Annotated in this window: 18 protein-coding genes; 4 read left to right on the top strand and 14 right to left on the bottom strand. The window is 72.8% G+C overall.

All coding sequences use genetic code 11. From position 1 onward, the window contains the following. The first annotated feature begins 1 nt into the window (after position 1). Complete coding sequence (locus ACFOYY_RS39855; RefSeq protein WP_386196511.1) at positions 2-1,231, top strand: erythromycin esterase family protein; 1,230 nt, start codon at positions 2-4, stop codon at positions 1,229-1,231. Here the strand turns inward: ACFOYY_RS39855 and ACFOYY_RS39850 are convergent. The 5 genes from ACFOYY_RS39850 to ACFOYY_RS39830 all read right to left on the bottom strand — a co-directional run bounded on the left by ACFOYY_RS39850 (position 1,191) and on the right by ACFOYY_RS39830 (position 7,918). Then, entirely contained in the window at positions 1,191-3,539 is a 2,349-nt protein-coding gene (locus tag ACFOYY_RS39850; protein WP_386196509.1) for a penicillin acylase family protein, read from the bottom strand. The two genes, ACFOYY_RS39855 and ACFOYY_RS39850, sit on opposite strands and share 41 nt — an antisense overlap. After that, positions 3,536-5,830, bottom strand: a complete 2,295-nt coding sequence (locus ACFOYY_RS39845) for an FtsX-like permease family protein (RefSeq protein WP_386196507.1) — start codon at positions 5,828-5,830, stop codon at positions 3,536-3,538. Before ACFOYY_RS39845 ends, ACFOYY_RS39850 begins: the two co-directional genes overlap by 4 nt. Beyond that, complete coding sequence (locus ACFOYY_RS39840) at positions 5,827-6,543, bottom strand: ABC transporter ATP-binding protein (RefSeq protein ID WP_386196505.1); 717 nt, start codon at positions 6,541-6,543, stop codon at positions 5,827-5,829. The genes ACFOYY_RS39845 and ACFOYY_RS39840 overlap by 4 nt, the downstream gene beginning before the upstream one ends. Then, entirely contained in the window at positions 6,540-7,067 is a 528-nt protein-coding gene (locus tag ACFOYY_RS39835; protein ID WP_352013441.1) for a PadR family transcriptional regulator, read from the bottom strand. Before ACFOYY_RS39835 ends, ACFOYY_RS39840 begins: the two co-directional genes overlap by 4 nt. A 65-nt stretch (positions 7,068-7,132) precedes the next feature. After that, positions 7,133-7,918, bottom strand: coding sequence for a helix-turn-helix domain-containing protein (locus tag ACFOYY_RS39830; protein WP_386196502.1), 786 nt, complete (start codon positions 7,916-7,918; stop codon positions 7,133-7,135). Between the two features lie 85 nt (positions 7,919-8,003). On the opposite strand from ACFOYY_RS39830, the gene ACFOYY_RS39825 reads away from it, so the two are divergent. Further along, on the top strand, positions 8,004-8,861 hold the full coding sequence (locus tag ACFOYY_RS39825; RefSeq protein ID WP_386196499.1) for an SDR family oxidoreductase: 858 nt from the start codon (positions 8,004-8,006) through the stop codon (positions 8,859-8,861). Positions 8,862-8,874: 13 nt separating this feature from the next. On the opposite strand, the gene ACFOYY_RS39820 is transcribed toward ACFOYY_RS39825, so the two are convergent. The 5 genes from ACFOYY_RS39820 to ACFOYY_RS39800 form a co-directional block, all read right to left on the bottom strand. Then, positions 8,875-10,638: an ABC transporter permease gene (locus tag ACFOYY_RS39820; protein WP_386196497.1), complete on the bottom strand. Its 1,764-nt coding sequence runs from the start codon at positions 10,636-10,638 to the stop codon at positions 8,875-8,877. Between the two features lie 26 nt (positions 10,639-10,664). Beyond that, entirely contained in the window at positions 10,665-11,405 is a 741-nt protein-coding gene (locus ACFOYY_RS39815) for an ABC transporter ATP-binding protein (protein ID WP_352013437.1), read from the bottom strand. After that, positions 11,402-11,935, bottom strand: a complete 534-nt coding sequence (locus ACFOYY_RS39810; RefSeq protein WP_352013436.1) for a PadR family transcriptional regulator — start codon at positions 11,933-11,935, stop codon at positions 11,402-11,404. The genes ACFOYY_RS39815 and ACFOYY_RS39810 overlap by 4 nt, the downstream gene beginning before the upstream one ends. After that, entirely contained in the window at positions 11,833-12,342 is a 510-nt protein-coding gene (locus ACFOYY_RS39805) for a TetR/AcrR family transcriptional regulator (protein WP_386196494.1), read from the bottom strand. Before ACFOYY_RS39805 ends, ACFOYY_RS39810 begins: the two co-directional genes overlap by 103 nt. Positions 12,343-12,504: 162 nt before the next feature. Next, positions 12,505-13,488, bottom strand: a complete 984-nt coding sequence (locus tag ACFOYY_RS39800) for an aldo/keto reductase family protein (protein WP_386196492.1) — start codon at positions 13,486-13,488, stop codon at positions 12,505-12,507. Between the two features lie 82 nt (positions 13,489-13,570). On the opposite strand from ACFOYY_RS39800, the gene ACFOYY_RS39795 reads away from it, so the two are divergent. Beyond that, a complete protein-coding gene (locus ACFOYY_RS39795; RefSeq protein WP_386196490.1) occupies positions 13,571-14,167 on the top strand; it encodes a DUF2087 domain-containing protein in 597 nt (198 codons plus the stop codon). Next, a complete protein-coding gene (locus ACFOYY_RS39790) occupies positions 14,164-15,396 on the top strand; it encodes a hypothetical protein (protein ID WP_386196489.1) in 1,233 nt (410 codons plus the stop codon). Before ACFOYY_RS39795 ends, ACFOYY_RS39790 begins: the two co-directional genes overlap by 4 nt. Here ACFOYY_RS39790 and ACFOYY_RS39785 read toward each other — a convergent pair. The 4 genes from ACFOYY_RS39785 to ACFOYY_RS39770 are packed head-to-tail and all read right to left on the bottom strand — an operon-like array spanning position 15,366 to position 19,628. Further along, positions 15,366-16,532, bottom strand: a complete 1,167-nt coding sequence (locus ACFOYY_RS39785) for a hypothetical protein (RefSeq protein ID WP_386196486.1) — start codon at positions 16,530-16,532, stop codon at positions 15,366-15,368. The genes ACFOYY_RS39790 and ACFOYY_RS39785 overlap by 31 nt on opposite strands. Beyond that, positions 16,529-17,659, bottom strand: a complete 1,131-nt coding sequence (locus ACFOYY_RS39780) for a hypothetical protein (protein WP_386196485.1) — start codon at positions 17,657-17,659, stop codon at positions 16,529-16,531. Before ACFOYY_RS39780 ends, ACFOYY_RS39785 begins: the two co-directional genes overlap by 4 nt. After that, the gene (locus ACFOYY_RS39775; RefSeq protein ID WP_352013429.1) at positions 17,656-18,876 is read right to left on the bottom strand and encodes an MFS transporter; all 1,221 of its coding nucleotides are present in this window, start codon (positions 18,874-18,876) and stop codon (positions 17,656-17,658) included. The genes ACFOYY_RS39780 and ACFOYY_RS39775 overlap by 4 nt, the downstream gene beginning before the upstream one ends. Positions 18,877-18,887: 11 nt before the next feature. Beyond that, positions 18,888-19,628, bottom strand: a complete 741-nt coding sequence (locus tag ACFOYY_RS39770; RefSeq protein WP_386196482.1) for a class I SAM-dependent methyltransferase — start codon at positions 19,626-19,628, stop codon at positions 18,888-18,890. Positions 19,629-19,631 lie beyond the last annotated feature (3 nt).

The following is a 19,631-nucleotide window of genomic DNA, read 5'->3' as shown; positions in this document are numbered from 1 at the left end:
CATGGTTGCTGATGTCAGGGGCGTCGTGCGTCCCGTGGAGTCCGTCATGGGGCTGTTCCCCTCCCCGCCACGGCTGCTCGCCCTCGGGGAGCCGACCCACGGCGAGGATGTCCTGCTCGATCTGCGCAACGACCTCTTCGAGCGGCTCGTCGAACAGGAGGGTTACCGGACGATCGCGATCGAGAGCGACTGCCTGGCGGGGCTGGTCGTCGACGACTACGTCACCGGGGGCGCGGGCACGCTCGACGAGGTCATGGAACGCGGATTCAGCCACGGCTTCGGCGCGTCCCCGGCCAACCGCGAACTCGTGCGCCGGATGCGCGCCCACAACGAAGACAGGCCCGCCGCCGAACGACTGCGTTTCGCCGGGTTCGACGGCCCGCTGGAGATCAGTGGCGCCGCGAGCCCCCGGCCCGCCCTCACCGCGCTCCACACCTACCTCGCGGCCCGGGTGGACGCCGGCCTGCTCGCCTGCACCGGGGAGACCCTCGACCGGTTGCTCGGCGCCGACGAACGGTGGACCGACCCCGCCGCGATGATGGACCCGTCCCACTCGGTCGGACGGTCGGAGGAGGCCGTACGGCTGCGGCTGCTCGCCGACGACCTGGTCGCGCTGCTCGACGCGCAGACGCCGGACCTGATCGCGACGTCATCGCGGGAGGAGTGGGAGCGGGCTCGTCTGTACGGGCGCACCGCGACCGGCCTGCTGCTCTACCACTCCTGGATGGCCGACACCTCGCCGGGCCGGATGACGAGGCTGATCGGCCTGCGCGACGCGATGATGGCCGCCAACCTCCTCGCTCTCGCCGAACGGGGGCCGGTACTGGTCCACGCCCACAACCGTCATCTCCAGCGGGAGCGGAGCACGATGCGGCTGGGTGCCCTGAACCTGGAGTGGTGGAGCGCGGGCGCCCTCGTGAGCGCGCGCCTGGGAGAGGAGTACGCCTTCCTCGCGACGGCTCTCGGCACGCTCCGGCACCGGGGGGTGGGCACCCCTCCTCCGGAGACCGTCGAGGGCCTGCTGTACGGGCTCTCCGAAGAGCGGTCCGTCGTCGGCGCCCGTGACCTGGTCTCCGCCCTCGGGGACACACGGCTCACCCCCCGTGTGTCCCCATATTTCGGTTATTTCCCCCTGGATCCGGCCCATCTGGCGGACAACGACGGGATCGTGTTCGTCAGGGACCTGGGACCTACCGCAACGACGTCGTCGTCAGCTCCGGACACGCCCTGATCTCGGCCTCGGTGAACCGTTCCGTCACCCACAGGCCGCGGGAGAACAGCTCGGTCTGGTCGGTGTGGTGTGGCGAGGCCGGGTTGGCCGACAGCGAGTACGTCAGCACGGTACGGGTGCGCGGCCCGGCCGGCGTCAGCTCCACGGCGATCAGGAAGCTGGAGCCGGTGTTCACGTCCGGGTAACGCCCTTGCTCACCCAGCGGGCCGCCGGTGCGAATCCGGTCGAAGCACCCCTCCCCCTCCGTACAGCCCGGCACCGGGACGGCGCCGTAGCGCTGGGCCTGACCCGGCGTGAGCGTCAGCGGGAGGTCGTTGGCGGTGAAGAACCGTACGGCGTCGGCCAGCGCGGTCGCCACCAGCGGGTCGGCGACGTCGAGTCCGCGTGGCGTGGTGAGCGGGTGCGCGGGGTCGAACGGCACCTTCCACCAGCTCTTCCGTGGGTCAGCCGCCTCCGACCGTCTGTGCGGGCGGTTCAGGTTCTGCAGGAACTCACGCCACAGGACGGCACCACGGCTGTCGAGGCGGGCTCGTCCGTCCCAGGCCGCCAGCGTGGCGCAGGCCCGGCGGACGTCGACCTTCCCACCGTCGCTCGCGGTCATCACCGGCCTGACCCGGCACAGCGCGCGCAGGTCCGGGCGGAGCAGTTCGGCGCTCAGGTTGCGCTTGCCGACGGCCGTCCGCTGCAGGGTCTCCAGCGTGAAGCCGGGGGCGCCGAGCCCGTCGCCGCCGGAAAGCCGCTGGGCGACCATGTCGAGGCCGACCCGGGTGCGCAGGTCCCGTTCGGTACGGACGTCACCGTAGACGCGCGGATAGCCGGTGAGCGGGGCCTTCGGATTGGTCAGCCAGGGGCTCGCGTTGGCGTTGGTCACGTAGTCGGCGCGGGTCAGCCTGGGCTGGGCGGCGGGGCCGAAGACGCCCGGTTCGATCGCGTCCGCGTCCCGGCCCCACAGACACGCCGATGTGGAGCCGTCCAGGACGAGCGCCTCGGGGTCGTCCCCGGCGCGACAGCGTTCGGCCTGTTCGTCGGTGACGTGCGGCACGACCGAGGCGTCGGCGAAGTACGTCTCACCCCTGGAGTCGGCGGCGAGTGTGTAGACGAAGGGCATGCCCTGGTAGGTGTCCTGTGCCCGGCGCAGTTCGGTGAGGTCGCGGGCGGCGCCCATGGCCAGCCACTCGTCGGCGAAGCGCAGGTTGGCGGCGTTGACGTCGGCCAGGGCGAGAGCCTCCTTCCCGGTCCAGCCGGTGGCCAGCACCGGGCCGTACCTGGAGGTGTACAGGGTGGTGGTGACGGCGCGGGTCCCGCCCCGGGCGTCCCGGACGGTGACCGACACCTCCTGCCTGCCCATCGGCTCCGGCCGCCCGTCGACCAGGTAGGAGGTGCGCAGGCCCGGAGCCAGTTCGAGCCGGTACAGCGTGAACCGCTGGGCGTGGGAGACGGTGTGCGTCCAGGCCACGGTGGCGTTGTGGCCGATCTGGACCATGGGCGTGCCGTACAGGCTGCCGCCCGACACGTCGAGCACACCCGGGATGGTCAGGTGGACCTGGTAGAAACGGCGGCTGCCGTTCCACGGGAAGTGGGGGTCGCCCAGCAGCATGCCGGCGCCGTCACGGGTGGCCTCGCGCCCGATGGCGTAGGCGTTGCTGCCGGGGGCGGACGGCCCTCTCCTGACCGGCCGGTCCTCTCCCTGCTCCGACGTCCGTCCCGAGGCGGCGATGGCCTCCTTGAACGAGGAGCCGCCGCCCAGCCGGGCGAGGTCGAGCAGGTTCGTCCAGACATCTGTGGCCGTGATGGGCCCGACCCATTCCTTGCCCCGGCAGGTGGGGTCGGGCAGCCGGTCCACACCCGTCTCGCCCAGGTACCGGTTGAACCCGGCGACGTAACCGTCCACGAGGGCGCGCAGCTCGGCTCCGGGGCCGTGCGGCGCGGGCCGGGCGAGTATCCGGCGTAACGTGCCCGACGCCTGGATCCCCTTGTAGTACACGTCGCCGGCCAGGTTGGAGACCGGGTCGATCGGGTCGTCGGACATCGCCTCCGCGCCGAAGTACCGCGAGCGTTCGCCGCGCAGGGTGAGCACCCACGAGGCCATGACGCACAGGTTGTCCTGCGCGAAGGCGTAGCCGTGGCCGTAGCCGAGACCGCCGTGGTCCTTCGCCTGGATGTGCGGGATGCCGTACTCGGTACGCCTGATGTCGGCGGAGTAGCGGCCCTCCTCCGCCCGCACCGGCGCGGGCACCGCCACGAGAAGCGCACCGGTCAGCGCGGCCAGGAGCGGTACGGCCAGCCGCCGGACACGTGTGATGATCATCGGGGGTCCTGTTCGAAGTGGGCGTTGTCGGGCGCGGTCACACGCTTGAGCAGTGGCAGGCCGGCGAGGATCACCAGCAGGGCGGCCAGCAGACCGCCGCCGACGGTCAGGAAGTAGGCGGGGCCCGGCAGCGCCACCGACACGTTCCTGATCGCCAGCCGGTCGATCAACGGCTTGGCCACACCGAAGCCCGCGGCGGCGGCCACCAGGGCGGCCAGTACCACGGGGGCCGCCGTCTCCAGCAGCACCACCCTGGACAGGGTCCGTGTCGGCGTGCCGCCCAGCCGCAGCAGGGTGAACGGCTGCCTGCGCTCGACCACCCCTCCCGCGACCGAGACCAGCAGACCGCATCCCGCCACCAGCAGGGTCAGCGAGACGACGGCCAGCGCGGCGCGTTCCGCCTGTTCCAGCAGCACCGCGCGGGCCTGGGCGACCTCGGCGAACGTCTGCGGCGTCTCGGTACTGCCGGAGGCGGCGACGTACGGGGTGAGCAGCGTGCGGACTCGTTCACGGACGGCCGGGTCCTCCACGCGGACCAGTACCGCCGCCAGGGGAAGGCCCGCGGAGGCGGCGGAGGTGTCGGGGTTGTCGGTGTCCACGATCGGCAGGTGACGATCGACGGCGAGCATGTTGTCGCCGGTCAGCAGCCGGTTGAAGTCGGCCTTCACCTCGCGGACGCCGGGGGCGCACCGGCCGAGCGCCGGGAAAGCGGTCAGGGCGTCGCAGCCGACCACGTGCCCGAGCAGGAAGTCGGGCCGGCAACCGGGCCCCGGGTCGCACGGCGGCGGCCCGTCCGGTCTGGGCGGCGCGTCGGTCCTGCGGTAGACCGGCAGCACGGTGACGCCGGGCTGGGCGCGTATCCCGGCCAGCAGCCCGGCCGCCGTGTCCGGCGGCAGCGGCAGGCCGTCGGCGGCCTCGCCGTACCCGAAGGAGGCCCGCATGACCTCGTTCAGCGTGCCGCCTCCCGCCGCCTTCTGGCCGGAGACGACCGCGGGGACGACACCGGCGACGGCCGTGCCGATGAAGACGGCCAGCACGATGCCGTTCACCGACCGGAAGGCCCCCTTCGGGTCGGCCGCCAGTCGTCGCGCGGCCAGCAGTGTCGCCGCTCCCGAGGTGACACGGGCGGTCAGTCGCGCGGCCAGCAGCGTCAGCCACGGCCCGGCGACCACGAGGCCGACCATGGTCAGCGCCAGGCCCACGTCGACGAGCACCGTGTCCGGGTCCCCGCCCTTGGCGAACACCGGGCCCGCGAACAGCCCCAGCCCGGCCGGCAGCGGAAGCGTCCGCCACCATCCCGGGGCGGAGGCCCGCACCCGGCGCGCCGTACCGAGCGGGGTGATCCGCACCCGGCGCAGCGACCACAGGGCGGCGCCGACGGCGGCGAGCGGCACACCGACGAGCACGGCGGCGTACTGCGGCCCGGTCGGCGCGACCGTTTCGGGGAAGAAACGGGAACCGGTGACCGTGACGCCCGCCAGGACCGGCCGCACCACCTGGAAGAGAAGGACGCCGGCGATCGCACCCGCCGCCGCGCCGAGCGCCGCGTCCGCCGACGCGATCGCGTTGATCTGCCGCGCGGTGGCGCCCGCCAGCCTGATCGCCGCGAAACGCGCCTCACGACGGGCCGCGGCCAGGCGGGTGGCGGTGCCGATGAGGACGAACAGCGGGAGGATCAGGCCGACCGCGGCGATGCCGAAGCCGTGCTCGTACAGGGCGGTGGTCTCGTCGTCGGCGGGGGTGGTGGCGACGGTGTCGACGGCCGTGGTTCCGGCCATGGCGGCCAGTTCCGCCGGGGTACGGCCCACGACGACGACCAGGTCGTCGGGGCCGGACAGCGCCGCCGGCCCGATCAGGCCCGCTCGGGCGCCCGGGAAGCGGTCGGCGAGCTGCTCGCGCGGGACGGCGTCGACCAGTTCGGCGAGCGCGGGTGAGAGGTGGTACCGCCCGGCTGCGGGCAGGGCGGTGAGGCCGGGCACGGTCGGCGTGGCCGTTCCCCGGTCGAGGACGGCGACGTCGAGCCGTTTGATCGGGCGGCCCGCGTAGACGTCCCGGCGGTGGTTCCACAGTACGGCGCCCTGGGTGGCGCCCAGCGCCCAGCCGCCTGGCGCGGAGCCGGTCGTGCACTCCCAGCACGGGCGGTTCGCGGTGGTCCTGAAGGCGTTGAACAGCGCCACCGTGCCCAGCAGCACCGTCACCCCCGTCGCGACGGCGACGGTGACGAGCGCCAGCCTGACGGCGGCCTGCCCGCCGCCGCGCAGCGACAGCCGCAGGCCGAGCAGGAACGTCATCGGACGGCCTCGCTCGCGTAGGGGTCGGTGACCTTGCCGTCGCGCACCACGACCTCCCGGTCCGCGCAGGCGGCGACCCGGGCGTCGTGGGTGACCACGATCACGGTCACGCCCTCCTCGCGGGCCAGGCCGACGAGCAGTTCCATGACCTGCTCGCCGGAGAGGGAGTCGAGCGCGCCGGTCGGCTCGTCCGCGAAGATCACCTTGGGCCGCGTCACCAGGGCCCTGGCGATCGCCACCCGTTGTGCCTGCCCTCCGGACAGTTCACCGGTGCGCCGCTCCCCCAGGTCGTCCAGTTTCAGCCGCAGCAGCGCCTCCCCCGCCCGCCGGTAGGCCTGTTTGCGCCGGGTTCCGCCGAGCAGCAGCGGCAGCGCGACGTTGTCGGCCACCGTGAGCTCCGGCACGAGCTGGCCGAACTGGAAGACGAAGCCGAACGCCGTACGGCGCAGCTCGGAACGTCTGGCGTCGTTGAGGAGGTCCAGTCTCCGCCCGTCGAACCAGACCTCTCCCGTGTCGGGGGTGAGGATGCCCGCCAGGCAGTGCAGAAGGGTGGATTTTCCAGAACCGCTCGGCCCCATGATCGCCAGGATCTCCCCCGCCGCCACGGACAGGCTCGCCGCGCGCAGCGCCGGTGTCCGGCCGTGGGCACGGTCCACGGAACGGGCTTCGAGCAGTGGGCCTGGAACGGGAACGGCGTCGATGACGGCGGTCATGCGTTGCGCACCGTTTCCGCCAGCGCGCCGAGCCGGGCCGTGGTCACGTCGATCCAGCGCAGGTCGGCCTCAAGGTGGAACAGGGCGTGGTCGGCCAGCAGGGTGTCCACGAGGGCGTCACCGCGTTTGATCTCCGACAGTTCGCGCATGCGCCGCATGTGCGTGGCGCGCTGGGCGTCGAGGTAGCCCTGCGCGTCCTGGCCGAGCAGCAGGGCCAGCACGACCTTCGTGAACAGGACGGTCTGCAGGAACGGCTCGGCCGCCACCGGTTCGGCGAGCCACACCGCCACCTCCTGGCTGCCGAGCGGGGTGATCGCGTAACGCTTGCGGTCGGGGCCGTCACCCGGCTCGCTCTGACCGGCCGTGACCTTGCCGTCCCTGGCCAGGCGGCCGAGCGTCGAGTAGACCTGCCCGAAGGGCAACGGCTTGCCCCTGCCGAAGTAGGTGTCGTAGGCGCGTTTCAGGTCGTATCCGTAGCTGGGCTCACGATCCAGCAGGCCCAGGAGGGCCAGGGGGACTGTCATGGAGCCTGACTATATACCGGGGGTATATACGCGGTGCATAAGGAAACACGGGCGGGGTCGACAGGTCAGCAGGGCTGGAGGGCGGGGAGACGGCCCTCGAAGAAGGCGGCCGGGGTGACGCCCATCAACGTACGGAACTCGGCCGTCATGTGGGACTGGTCGTAGTAACCGGTGGCCGCGGCCAGGCGGGCCCAGCGGGGACCGTCGGTACAGGCCAGGCAGAGGGCCGCACGGAGGCGTTCGATGCGTTCGAAGTGTTTGGGTGACAGGCCCACCGCGTCGGCGAACAGGGCGCGCAGGTGCCGTTCGCTGACGGCGAGGTGACGGGCGATGACGGGCAGCGGTTCGTGCCGTCCACCCCTGCGTCCGCGCAGCGCCCGGGCCGCGGCCCGGACCAGCGCGCCCCGCGCCCCATCCCCCGGTGCCCGGGCGGACAGCGCCGCCTCCAGATGCCCGAGCACGAGGCCGTCGTCACCGGCCGCCTCCGTCAGCTCCTCCTGCAGCCGGTCGGAGGAGGCGCCCCACAGTTCCCCGAGGCCGACCACCCGGTCCACGACCTCGCTCACCGGGACGCCGAGCAACGGCCGGGCGGCACCGGGACGCAGCCGCAACCGCAGGCCGTACGGGATGTCCTTGCCCGCGTGGTACGAGGCGCGGGTACGCGGGCCGACCACGAGCAGGTCGCCGCGCCCCGCCGGGGTCGTCCGGAAGACCAGGGAGGTGTCGGTTTCGGGGACGTGCACGAGCGGAAGCCGCCCTCCCCGTACGGAATCGCCCGCCCGCAGCGCGCTCACCGCCCTGACCAGCGACCGCAGGCCGTACGGCACGGCCATCGGGACCTCGATGCTCACCACCTCACGCTAGCCGGGCCGCAGGGCGGGCAGGCGTGCCGAAAACTCCTATAGGAGCTGGTGGGCGGGGCGCCAGGGTTGGCGCATGATTCTTGTCACGGGTGCCACGGGCACGGTCGGCGGTGAGGTGGTCCGGTTGCTGGCGGGCCGGGGAGAACGCGTCCTGGCGATGACGCGGGAACCGGCGAAGGTCGAGGAGTCGCCGGGGGTGGAGGTCGTCCGGGGGGATTTCGACGATCCGGCGTCACTGGCCGGGGCGGCGCGCGGTGCCGACGCGTTGTTCCTGCTCAGCGCCCCCGGCCCGTGGGCTGCCCGGCACGACGAGGCGATGGTCGCGGCGGCGCGGGCCGAGGGGGTGCGGAAGGTGGTGAAGGTCTCGGCCATCGGCACGGGAGAGGAACGCGAAGGTGTCACGGTAGGAGACTGGCATCTGGCCGGGGAGCGGGCGCTGCGCTCGGGTGAGCTCGACTGGACGATCCTGCGGCCGTCGAGCTTCGCCTCCAACGCCCTGGGCTGGGCTCCCCAGGTCCTGCGGGGGCAGCCGGTGCCGAACACGATGGGCGACGGCAGGCAGGGGGTCGTCGACCCGCGGGACGTGGCCGAGGTGGCGGTGACGGCGCTGACATCCGAGGAGCACGTACGGGCCGTCCTCACACTGACCGGGCCGGAACTGCTCAGCGTCCCGGACATGGCGAAGGTACTGGGCGAGACGCTCGGGCGGACCGTCGAGACGGTCGAGGTGCCGCTGGAGGTCTACCGCGAGAGCCTGATCGCCGCCGGAGTGGATCCCGGGTTCGCGGACATCGCGGTCGACGGCTCCCGGACGGTGGCGCGGGGCGGCAACGCCCGGCTCACCGGTGACGTCGAGCGGGTGCTGGGCCGCGCGCCCCGCACGTTCGCCACCTGGGCGGCCGACCACCGGGCCGCCTTCGTCTCCGGCTGAACCCGGGGTCCGGTCACGCCGTCTCGGCGCTGAGGGTCGGCGCCACGGGCCTGCGGGCCGCCAGGCGCGCGGGCAGCGCGGTGAGCGCCGCCGTCGCCAGGAGGGTCGCGAGCGCGGCGCCCACCATCCAGAGGAAGGGGGTCTCCACCGCGTTCCTGGCGGTGAAGAGGGAGAGCATGCCGATGCTCAGGGGAACGCCGACGACGACACCGGGCAGGCCGGGCAGGAGCTGGGCGGCGGACAACCCCATGGAGATCTGCCCCGGGGTGGCGCCGAGCGTGCGTGCGACGGCCATGTTCGCCCGGGCCTCCAGGGCGGTGGTCCAGGTGAACGTGATGGTGTTCACGACGGCGAGGGTGATCAGCAGGATGGTGACGAGGAGCATCAGCCCGCGGTCGTGCTCACCCCGCAGGTTGGGCAGGACGGAGGAACCGTCCAGGCCGTAGCCCCTCTCCGGCTGGGCGTTGAGGGTCAGCACGGCGACGATCGCGATCACCGTGGTGGCGGTCGAGCACGCCTGCAGCACGGCACGGCCAGGCCTGCGGGCGGTCAGCCGTACCCCGAGCAGCAGCGGGGTGGGCAGCAGCGCCGACAACGCGGTGATCCAGGGGCGGCGGCGGGGCTGGTGCGCGGTGGCGGACAGCGCCGTGACCGTCGCCGTGCGCATGGCCCGCAGTGTGGGGCCCAGTGTGGACAGCACCGCCACCACCACGGCGAGGACCGTCGCCGTGGCGACGGTGCCGCCGGTCAGCCCGGCGGTGCCGATCCTGCTGGCGGTGGGACTGGCGACGGCGGGCATCGTCAGGCGGGCGATCGCCAGCCCCAGCGCGTCACCGGCCAGCGCCAGCACCAGATACTCGGTGAGCAGGACGGTCGCGATCAGTCCCGGGGTGGCGCCGACGGCCTTGAGCAGCCCCGCCCGGCGTGTCTGCTCGACGGCGCGTCCCGCGGCCAGCGCCGCCACCCCGGTGACGGCCAGGAAGCTGAGCAGCCAGCCGCCGAAAACCAGGATCGGCTGGCTGTTCCTGAGGATCACCGTGTCCTGTTCGGCTTTGAACTGCCAGGAATGGAAGGTGATCATGGCGCTGGAGGCGTGGGCGTCGCGGAAGGCCTCAGTCGCTGCGGGGTCGCGAAGCTTGAGGTCCAGGGCCAGGGTCACCGGGAGGTCGTGGGACGACGCCAGGGCCCGGGCGTCGGAGCGGGTCATCCAGGCCAGGCCGCTGTAGTCGCTGGGGCCGCCGTACGGGCCGATCTGCGCGGCCCAGGGGTAGATGGAGGTGGCCGAGGTCACGGCGATCCCGACGACGGGGTACGGCCGGCCCGCGATGGTGACGCGGTCGCCGACGCCGACGCCGAGCGCGGTGGCGAAGCCGCGTTCCAGGACCGTGCCGCCCGGGCGTACCCACCGCCCCGAGGTCACCAGCGGCCGGTCGAGTGCCCCGGGGCTCTCGGCGAAGCCGTGCACCACCACCGGGGACGACGTGGAGCCGCGCACGGTGAGGTCGGCGTAGACGATGCGGTAGGGGCCGTGGTGGGCGACGACTTCCGGAGCCTCCGCCAACGAGGTCAGGGCCGAGGTCACCTCGGGGCCCGTCTCACCGGAGAGCGCCACCACGTCCGGTCCCGCGCTGGCCTCCCGGGTCTGCTCGTACAGCGCGTCGCTCACCTCGCGCAGGGACAGGCCAAGCGCCATCGTGGCGGTGGCCACCGTGACCGCGAGCAGGAGCATCGCGGCCTGAACCCTGTGCCTGCGCAGGTCGGCCAACACCAGACGCACGACGAGTACGGCGGAGCCCACGACGTTCAGTCCCCCAGTCCGATCAGCCCGCCGAGTCCGCGCGGGTGGGAGGCGGCCAGCCGGGTGTCGTCGACGAACATCCCGTCGCGCATCGAGACCAGCCGGTCCGCCGTGGCCGCGACCCGTTCGTCATGGGTGACGATCACGAGGGTCTGTCCCGCGGAACGCAGCTCCTCGAAGATTCTCAGCACGTCGAGGGTCGCCGCGGTGTCGAGGTTGCCGGTCGGCTCGTCGGCCAGGACGACCAACGGCTCGTTGGCCAGCGCGCGGGCGATGGCGACCCGCTGACGCTGCCCGCCCGACAGCTGGGACGGCAGGTGCCGGGCGCGGTCGGCGAGCCCGACCCGTTCCAGCAGCAGGTTCGCGCACCGCCTGGCCTGGCGGCGTGAGCGTCCGGCCAATAGCGCGGGCAGTTCCACGTTCTCGGCTGCGGACAACTCCTCCACCAGGTGGAAGGCCTGGAAGACGAACCCCACCGAACGGCGCCGCATGCGTGCCAGCGCCCGCTCGCTCAGCGTGTCGACGCGTCGCCCGGCCACCCACACCTCCCCGCCGGTGGGCCGTTCCAGGCCTCCCAGCAGGTGCAGAAGAGTGGACTTCCCACAGCCGCTCGGCCCCATCACCGTGAGCGTCTGCCCCTGGGGCACCTCCAGGTCGACCTCGTCCACCGCGCGGACCCGGCTCTGCCCCTGACCGTGGGTCTTCACCAGGCCACGGGCCCGGACCACGACGTCTGACACGTTCATCCACCCTCGACTTCGTCATCGGCCCCGGACCAGGCCCGTTCGCAGGCGTCCAGCCAGCGCAGGTCGGCCCGTAACCGCAGCACTACCCCCTCCAGCAGCAGGCCGGCACCCGATCCCGCCGGTTCGGCCAGTGCCGCCTGTTGCACCTCACGCAGACGGCGCAGCAACTCGCGGCGCTGCGCCGCCACCAGCTCGACCGGGTCGGCCAGCCGGGCCGCCGCGGCGGCGGCGAGCTTGAGGTGGAACTCCGCCAGGTCGGGTTTCGGCCAGCCCACCTCGGTCAGCCAGGCGGCCACCCGCCGCTGCCCGGCCGGTGTCAGCGCGTAGACCTTGCGCTCGGGCCGTTCGGGAAGCCCGTCCGCCCGCTCGCAGACGACGAGTCCCGCCTTCTCCAGCCTGGTCAGGGTCACGTAGATCTGACCGGAGTTCATCGACTCGCCCAGCGGGCCGAGACACTGCCGCAGCCGGGCACGCAGGTGGTACCCGTGTGATGGTTCCTTGGCGAGCATCGCCAGCACCGCGTCCTGCACTCCACCCCCTGACGGTTGGCAAATAGATAGCGGTTACCTATGGAAGATGTCAAAAGCCCCTGCACGGGCGGGTGTGCGGGCACCGTCAGGGGTTCGCGTAGCGGGCGGCCATGGTGTGGAACGGCGAGCTCGGCGGCGAGTGAGAGCCGTTCCGGCGTGCCGCCGGTGACGCGCACGGCGGCGGTGCGGCGCAGCTCGTCGGTGACGACCCGGGCGAGGTCGTCGAGTGCGCGCAGGACCAGGGACTCCTTGGTCGGGAAGTAGTCGAACAGCGTCGCCTTGACGACCCCGGCCGCCTCGGCGGCCTCGTTGACGGTTACCTCGTCGAACCCCCGCTCGGCGAACAGCCGCATCGCCGCGTCCGCGATGTGGGCCCTGCGCCGGGCTCGTTTCTCCTCTGCGATCACAGCGGACAGGGCACATGGACCGCGTCCATAGATGAACCCGATCCAAAACTATCCGTCGAGCGAGGACTCGGCCCCGTGGGCCTGCCCGCGCCGGGCGCGGATCTCCGCGGCCCCGGAACCACGACCAACCGTCTGGCGGCCTCTTACCGGAGCCCCGTGTCCTCAGGGGCGACGGTCGAGGTGGACGGTGGCGACCGGGGCGAGCACGGCGTCCATCCGGGCGACGAGACCGGAGTCCAGGGTGACGCCGGACGCCGCCGCGTTCTCGATGAGCTGGTCGGGACGGGATGCGCCGACGATCGCGGCGGCGACGTCGCGGTTGCGCAGCACCCACGCCACCGCCAGCTGCGCCATGGTGAGCCCGGCCTCGCGCGCGAGCGGGCGAAGCAACCGCACCCGCTCCAGGACGTCGTCGCGCAGGTAGCCCTGGATGTTCAGGGCGCCGCCACCGGTGTGGTCGGACGCCCGGCTTCCGTGGGGAGCCACGCCACCGGGTGCGTACTTGCCGGTCAACACGCCCTGGGCGATCGGCGACCAGACCACCTGCCCCATACCGAGCTCGCGGCAGACCGGCAGGACCTCGGCCTCGACGACCCGCCACAGCGCCGAGTACTCGGGCTGGTTGGCCACCAGCGGCACACCGAGTTCGCGGGCGTGGACATGCGCGGCCCGGATCTGATCGGCCGTCCATTCGGATACGCCTATATATAGGGCTTTGCCGGACCGAACCACATCGGCGAACGCCTTCATGGTCTCCCATAATGGAGTGTGGTGGTCGAAACGGTGCGCCTGGTAGAGGTCGATGTGATCCGTTCGCAGACGGCGCAGCGACCGTTCGACCGACGTGATGATGTGTTTACGGCTCAGGCCTCTGTCGTTGGCGCCGCGCCCGGTCGGGAAGTAGACCTTGGTGAATATTTCGAGTCCTTCACGACGTTCACCGGCCAAGGCCCGTCCCAGCACCGTTTCCGCACGTCCGCCGGCATACGCGTCGGCGGTGTCGAAGGTGGTGACGCCGACGTCCAGCGCGGCGCGCACGCAGGCGATCGCCGTTTCCTCATCGACCTGTGAGCCATGGGTGAGGAAGTTGCCGTAGGCGATTTCACTGACCACGAGGCCGCTGCGCCCAAGCCGCCGGAATTTCACGCCGACGACCGCCCACTGAGGTTAACCATTTATGAATCATCTTTCGTTGAAAGATATTCGGCAACTGGTAAACTGTCGACCCATGTCTGCCACAGCGAAATCGGGGGGCCGCGCCACTTCCGCCATCCTCAGTGACGCCTCCGAAATTCTGCTGGCGTTGTCCAACGACCGGCGGTTGGCCATCGTCAACACGGTCGTGACGATGAACAAGGAGTCCGGTGCGGTGCGGCTGGCGGAGCTGGCCCGCGCTCTGGAGCTGGACGTCAGGAGCCTGTCCCGCGACGTGATGCGACTGGTCGAGGCCGGCGTGCTGCGTCGCGAGGGTGACGCGCTGATCGCCGACATCGCCTCGCTGGGGCGGGTCGGCGACTCGGTGGTGGAGATGACCGCGCTGTGCCAGGCGATCCCACCGGAGTCGCCGCTGCGCCGCTACCTCGCCCACGGCCGCATCGTCGACCTGCCGAAGCGCTCCGAAGACCTCGACGTGATCGCCAGGGTCCTCGCCGGCCTCCTGCCCGAGGACCAGACCCTGACCGAGGGCGAGGTCAACGCGATCCTCTCCCACGCGGGCGACGACGTCGCACGGCTGCGGCGGCTGCTGGCGGATCTCGGCCTCGTCGAGCGGTCCGGATCGGCGGAGTACCGGCGCCCCGCCGCGGCGCCGGCCAGGGCGTTGTGACCGGGCGCACCGCCTCCGTCCCGGTCTTCGACTTCGATCGGCTACCACCGGGCTGGGGGCACGACCCGTGCGTCCTGCGTGGCCTCGACGGCATCGACGCGGTCGACACCTACGGCATCCTGCGCGGCATCGGCACCGCCGTGCGCGCCGGGACCCACCGCCGGCCCGACGACGTCAAGGTCTTCACCGTGCCGCGGGTGGCGGCGGAGCTCGGCGACTGCCTCCCCGGTCCCGGCGAGTCCGAGTTCGGCCCCTACGCGCGACGGGTGTCACAGTCGTTGAACGTCGGCTGGAGCGTGGTGGCCAACTCGGCACAGTCGCACTCCACCGGCCTGTACCGGTTCGCCCGTGACGTGTTCGTCCGGCTGCGCGGCACCGAGCGCGGACTTCCCGCGGGCGTCTCGGACTGTTTCATCGTCGCCGGCTCGTACGCGTCGGGGCCGACCCGCATCCACAAGGACACCGCCGACGTCTTCCTGTACGTGGCCGAAGGCGTCAAGACGATGTTGCTGTGGCCGTTCGAGACGCTCGTCGGCCACGCGCCGGACGGTTGCGACCCGGAGCACGAGTACGTCGCGCTCGGCATCGGGCCCGAGGCCGTCGGCACGCCGCCGCTGCGGCTGACCGGCGTACCGGGCGACGTGCTCTACTGGCCGGCGTCCTACTGGCACTGCGGCGAGTCCGACGGACGGCCGTCGCTGAGCCTGCATCTCGCGACGCACAACTTCCGCGACATGGGGCCGGTGTGGGCCGGCGCCTTCGCCCGCGCCGGGCTCGGCGCGCCGACACCGCGATGGAGCACCGCGGAACACGAACTGGCCGCGGAAGCGCTGACGTTCGGGCACACCGCCGCCGCGGCCGCCACCTCCGCCGTGCACCAGTGGGGCCTGACGCGGCACAGCACGGCCAACTTCGAGATCCTCCCCGACCTCCCTCAGCGCACACCGCCCGACTGGCGGCGCGCGACGGGCGTGCGCGCGGCGCAGCGTACACCCCTCTCCTGGGCGACCGACGCCGCGGACCAGAGAACGGTGATCGTGGCGGTCAACGGCCGCTCGTTCCGCATCCCGCCGCGACAGCCGCTGGTTTCCCTGCTCACCGCGCTGGGCGACCTGGCCGTGGGCGCGGTCCTGAGCCTCGACGCGTGGCGGGGGAAGGACGGGCTGCCGGCCGACGTGGTCGCGGTGCTCGACGTCGCCTACGCCGCCGGGGCGGTGGACGCCTGCTGAACGTCCGGCCGCACCGGCACGACCAGGGTGGTGGCGAGCGGCTCGGCGTACACGCCGGGCACCGCCGCGTCCACCTCGGTGAAGGTCACATCCCGCAGCGCCGCCGACAGGGCCGTCCACAGATCCACCGGCAGGCCGGAACGTTGCGCCTCTCCGTGCGCGAGCAGCAGGGAGTTCGTCGACGCGAGACGGCGCAGCACCTGGGTCCGTACGATGCGCCTGGCGTCCTCGACCGGGCGTGCCGAGGGACGCGCCGCGTCCGCGTGCGCCGCGTGAATCAGTGACACCACGCGGTCGGCCGTCGCCGCGTCCGGTGCGGCGAGCATGACGAACTCGCCGCGGGCGAGGTCCGTCACGCAGTCCCACAGGTAGCTCACCGCCGCACGGGACCGTATGACGTCGTCGAGCTCCGAATGGTACGGCCCGAACGCCGCCTGGTTGGCGATGAGGGTCGCGGCGAGCTCCCGTACCGTGCGGACCGGCGGAATCGCACGCCGGACCTGCAGATAGGCCAGATCCGCGCGTGGTGAACCGACCTCAAGCCACGCCGGTGGCCTGCAGGGCCGGTGCAGGCCGAGCGCCGGGTCCTCGCCCGACGCCAGGGTGCCCGGCCCGAGCGCCGCGGTGATGGCCACGCCGACCGGCACAGCCTCCGCGGGCTCCTCAAGCAGCCGCCGGGCGGCGCGCACGACGGCGGCGACCAGCCGCCCGGCGTGGATCCGGTCGGGGATTCCCGGCCGGGCGAAGAGCGTGGCCAGGGTGGCGAGGCGGTGCGACGTTTCGACGGACGCTGCGGCGGCCCGCTCCAGCGCACGCCCGGCCCGCTCGTCGAACACCGGGGCCGCCCGCACGACGTCGTGCAGGCGCGCCGCCTGTTCCCAGACACATGCCGGGTCGAGCTCCGGCATCGTCACGTCCACGCCGATGACACGGCCGTGGTCGACGAGCGGGGCGGCCTCACCGAGGCGGGCGCCGAAGGCCCAGACCCGTGGGAGGGTCAGCGCGTCGTGGACGATCTGGACCACGGGCTCGTCCGGTGGGGGGCCGTCTGCGCGCAGGTGCAGGCGTGGCTGCGGGTCACCGGTGTGCACGTACCGCACGCTGCGGTCGCCGTCGCGGCGCTCCCAGGCCGTCACCGCCGCGACCCGGCGCGCGCGCGGAAGTCCGCGTGCGGGCTTTCGGCGAGCAGCTCGGCGAAGTCCCGCATCGTGTCCGTGGACGCCTCGCGGACCGCGTGCCGTACCGCGTCGTGACCGGTCGCCGGGCCGATCAGGTCGATCGCGTCGATGGCGGCCTGGTCGGCGGCCTCGATCCGGGTCGCGTCGGTGGTGGCGCGCACCGCGTCGAACTGTGCCAGGTCGCCGCGCAGCAACGGCAGCAGGTGATCGTGGACGAGATCCGGAGCGGGTCCGTCCGCCAGGCCGGCGGCTACCGCGAACAGGTGGCCGCCGCGCACCGCCGCCGCGCCGAACGGGGAGACGACCCGTCCCGACACCCATCGCAGTCCGGCCGGTGGCGGGCATCGCTCGATCAGGCCGATGGCGAGCCAGGCCGCCGCCGCGACGTCCACGGTGGGCGGAAGAAGCCAGGCGGTGGCGCTCGCCTCGACGTCGTCGGTGGCGACGGTCCAGCCGCCGGCCAGTGCCGGCGCCGGCGCCGACACCGTTCCGTCCTGGTCAGGCGGTACGGCGAAGGCGGCCAGCAGGTCCTCGGGCGACGGCAGGGGCGACGCCTGCGGTCCCGCGACGCACACGGCGAGGCGGCGCCCGGTCAGGAAGGAGGTGATGTCGTCGAACCGCAGGCCGTCGGTGTCGACGGCGACAGGATCGAAGCCGGGGTCACCGCGCAACGCCCGGGCGATGTCGCGGCGCGGAAACCCGAAGACCCGCCGTTCCCGTCCGGTGCGCCGCTCCAGCGCGATGAGCCTCAGCGAGGCCGCGACGCGCGGCGCCATCGCGTCGGGCAGCGCGGCGCGGCAGCGCAACAGCCGTTGCGCCAGGGCGGGGACGACCGCCGGAACCTCCTCCGGCGGGCACACGTGGTGCAGCACGACGGCGTGCTCGCGGGTCTCCCCCCACTCGACGGTCGGCGCGTCGAGCTCGTGCGCGAACCACACGTGTTCGAAGAGGTGGGCGAGGCCCGCGCCGGACACCGGGTCGTCGAGGTAACCGCGGGCCACCACCACGCAGATCGCGCTGTACGGGCTGTCGGGGACCACGCGCACCGCGGCGCCGACGTCACCGCGGCGCGAGGAGGAGATCAATTGAGATCTCCCGGGAGCGCGGCGGCGCCGTCCTGCGGCACGGTCGCGCGCCGGGCGGCCATGAGCACGAGGCCGACGGCGGCCGCCGCGACCGTGACCGCGCCGGAGACGATGAACGTGGCGCGGGGGTTGCCCGCGGCGAAGACGCCGCCGAGCACGAAACCGACCAGGAAGAACGAGTTGACGATCGAACCCGCCGCGGCGTGCGCGCGGCCCAGCAGCTCGTTCGGGGTGCGGATCTGCACCGCCGTACGCATGCCCATGTTCTGGTAGGCGTTGGCCGCGCCCGCCGCGAGCGCCGCGACGACCGCGAGCACGACGGCGTTGACGAGTCCGTACGCGAGGATCGCCACGCCCATGGCGGCGGCGCCGACCAGCACGACACGTTCGGGAGTCCGGAACTCGCGACGGGACCCGAGGGCCGCGCCGACCAGGGCGCCGACGCCCCACGCCGCGGTCAGCACACCCAGGGCCGTGGCGCCCGAGTGCAGGGGGCCCTTGACGAGGAACACCAGCGCCACGTTGACCATCGAGCTGGCCGAAACGGTGATGACCACGATGGGCAGGATGGTGCGCAGGTCGCTCTGGCGGGCCAGGAACCTGATGCCGTCGGTCGCGCCCGTCCACCACACCCGGCCGTCGTCGTCGACCGGGCGGCGCACCTTGATGAGCACGATCGCGGCCGCGGCGAGGGCGAAGGACACGGCGTCGACCAGCAGCGCCGGACGGAGCCCGATGCTCGCCACCAGCACACCACCGACGACCGGCCCGGCGAGCGTGGACGCCGAGCGGCTGACCTCCAGCAGCCCGTTCGCCCGGGTCGGGAAGGCCTCGCCGGCCAGCAGCGGGATCAGCACGATCGCCGCCGGGGTGGAAACGGCCGCGCACAGGCCGACCAGCGTCGAGCCGCCGAGCAGGACGGCCGTGTTCGGCCAGGCGCTCATGGCCAGCACGACGACGGCCTGAATCCCGGACACCAGGGCGAGCATCCGCCCGGCGTCACGCCGGTCGAGCAGCTGGCCGGCCAGCGGCGCGAGCAGTACGGCGGGCACCAGTTGCAGCACCAGCAGCGCGGCGACGAGGAAGGACCGCCCGGTCTCGGCGAGGTGGAACATGACCGCGATGGCGGCGATCTCGTCGCCGACGGCCGAGACGAACACCGCGACGAGGAAGACAGCGGCGGCGCCTCGGCGGACCTGAGTGACATCGGTGGACATGGTGGTGTGGTTCATCCCTTGCGGCCGGTGAGAATGTAGTCGGCGTCGGTGCCGTGGGCGTGCAGCGTGTCGAGCCCCGCGTCCGCGAACATCTCGGCGAGCGCGGCGATCGGGCGCAACCGCCGCAGCTGTGTCCCGTGTTGTGTCCGCCGTACGGTTCCGTCGGGGCCGACGATCCGGATGACCCGTTCGATCCGCAGGCACCGGCCGTCGGCGTCGGGCGTCCGTCGCTCCTCGACCTGCGCGAGTGTGGCCTCGGCGACCGGCACGTCGGGGCGCCGGATCCAGCCGGTGCCGTCGCGCAGCGCGTCCTCACCGGCCGAACCGGCGAGCGCAAGGACGCCGCCGGGCTTGAGCGCGGCGGCGTAGCTGCGCACCGCGGTCATGGCGAGGGCGTCGTCCACGATGAAGCTGAACGCGTTGAGCGGGCAGAAGATCACCGCGTACCCGCGCAGCGACGCGTCGAGCGGCGCGAAGCTGCCGCGATGCACCACCGGGCGCAGCCCGAGGCGGCCCGCCTCGGTGACGCACACGTCGGTCATCTCGTCGGAGATCTCCAGCCCTTCGACGTCGTGCCCGGCGGCGAGCAGGCGCAGCATCAGGCGTCCGGTGCCGCTGCCCAGCTCCAGGGCCGGGCCGTCGGCGCCGACGACCAGTTGGGTGAACACGTCGTCCTCGACAAAGCGTTGGTCGGCGATGGCGTTGGCGTACACGGTCCCGAGGAGGCCATCGTAGAAGCTCGTCGTCGTCATGGC

The sequence above is a fragment of the Streptosporangium jomthongense genome, assembly GCF_042650425.1.
Classification (GTDB): Bacteria; Actinomycetota; Actinomycetes; order Streptosporangiales; family Streptosporangiaceae; genus Streptosporangium.
Note: the sequence above shows the minus strand (reverse complement) of the source record. Positions and strands in the feature narration are given on the sequence as shown.

Coding starts and splice junctions, on each gene's coding strand:
- ACFOYY_RS39845 (WP_386196507.1), bottom strand. CDS start 5,830: ATGACGTTCCTGCTCGGCCTGCGGCTGTCGCTGCGCGGCGGCGGGCAG.
- ACFOYY_RS39825 (WP_386196499.1), top strand. CDS start 8,004: ATGATTCTTGTCACGGGTGCCACGGGCACGGTCGGCGGTGAGGTGGTC.
- ACFOYY_RS39815 (WP_352013437.1), bottom strand. CDS start 11,405: ATGAACGTGTCAGACGTCGTGGTCCGGGCCCGTGGCCTGGTGAAGACC.
- ACFOYY_RS39850 (WP_386196509.1), bottom strand. CDS start 3,539: ATGATCATCACACGTGTCCGGCGGCTGGCCGTACCGCTCCTGGCCGCG.
- ACFOYY_RS39770 (WP_386196482.1), bottom strand. CDS start 19,628: ATGACGACGACGAGCTTCTACGATGGCCTCCTCGGGACCGTGTACGCC.
- ACFOYY_RS39835 (WP_352013441.1), bottom strand. CDS start 7,067: ATGACAGTCCCCCTGGCCCTCCTGGGCCTGCTGGATCGTGAGCCCAGC.
- ACFOYY_RS39855 (WP_386196511.1), top strand. CDS start 2: ATGGTTGCTGATGTCAGGGGCGTCGTGCGTCCCGTGGAGTCCGTCATG.
- ACFOYY_RS39775 (WP_352013429.1), bottom strand. CDS start 18,876: ATGTCCACCGATGTCACTCAGGTCCGCCGAGGCGCCGCCGCTGTCTTC.
- ACFOYY_RS39795 (WP_386196490.1), top strand. CDS start 13,571: ATGTCTGCCACAGCGAAATCGGGGGGCCGCGCCACTTCCGCCATCCTC.
- ACFOYY_RS39840 (WP_386196505.1), bottom strand. CDS start 6,543: ATGACCGCCGTCATCGACGCCGTTCCCGTTCCAGGCCCACTGCTCGAA.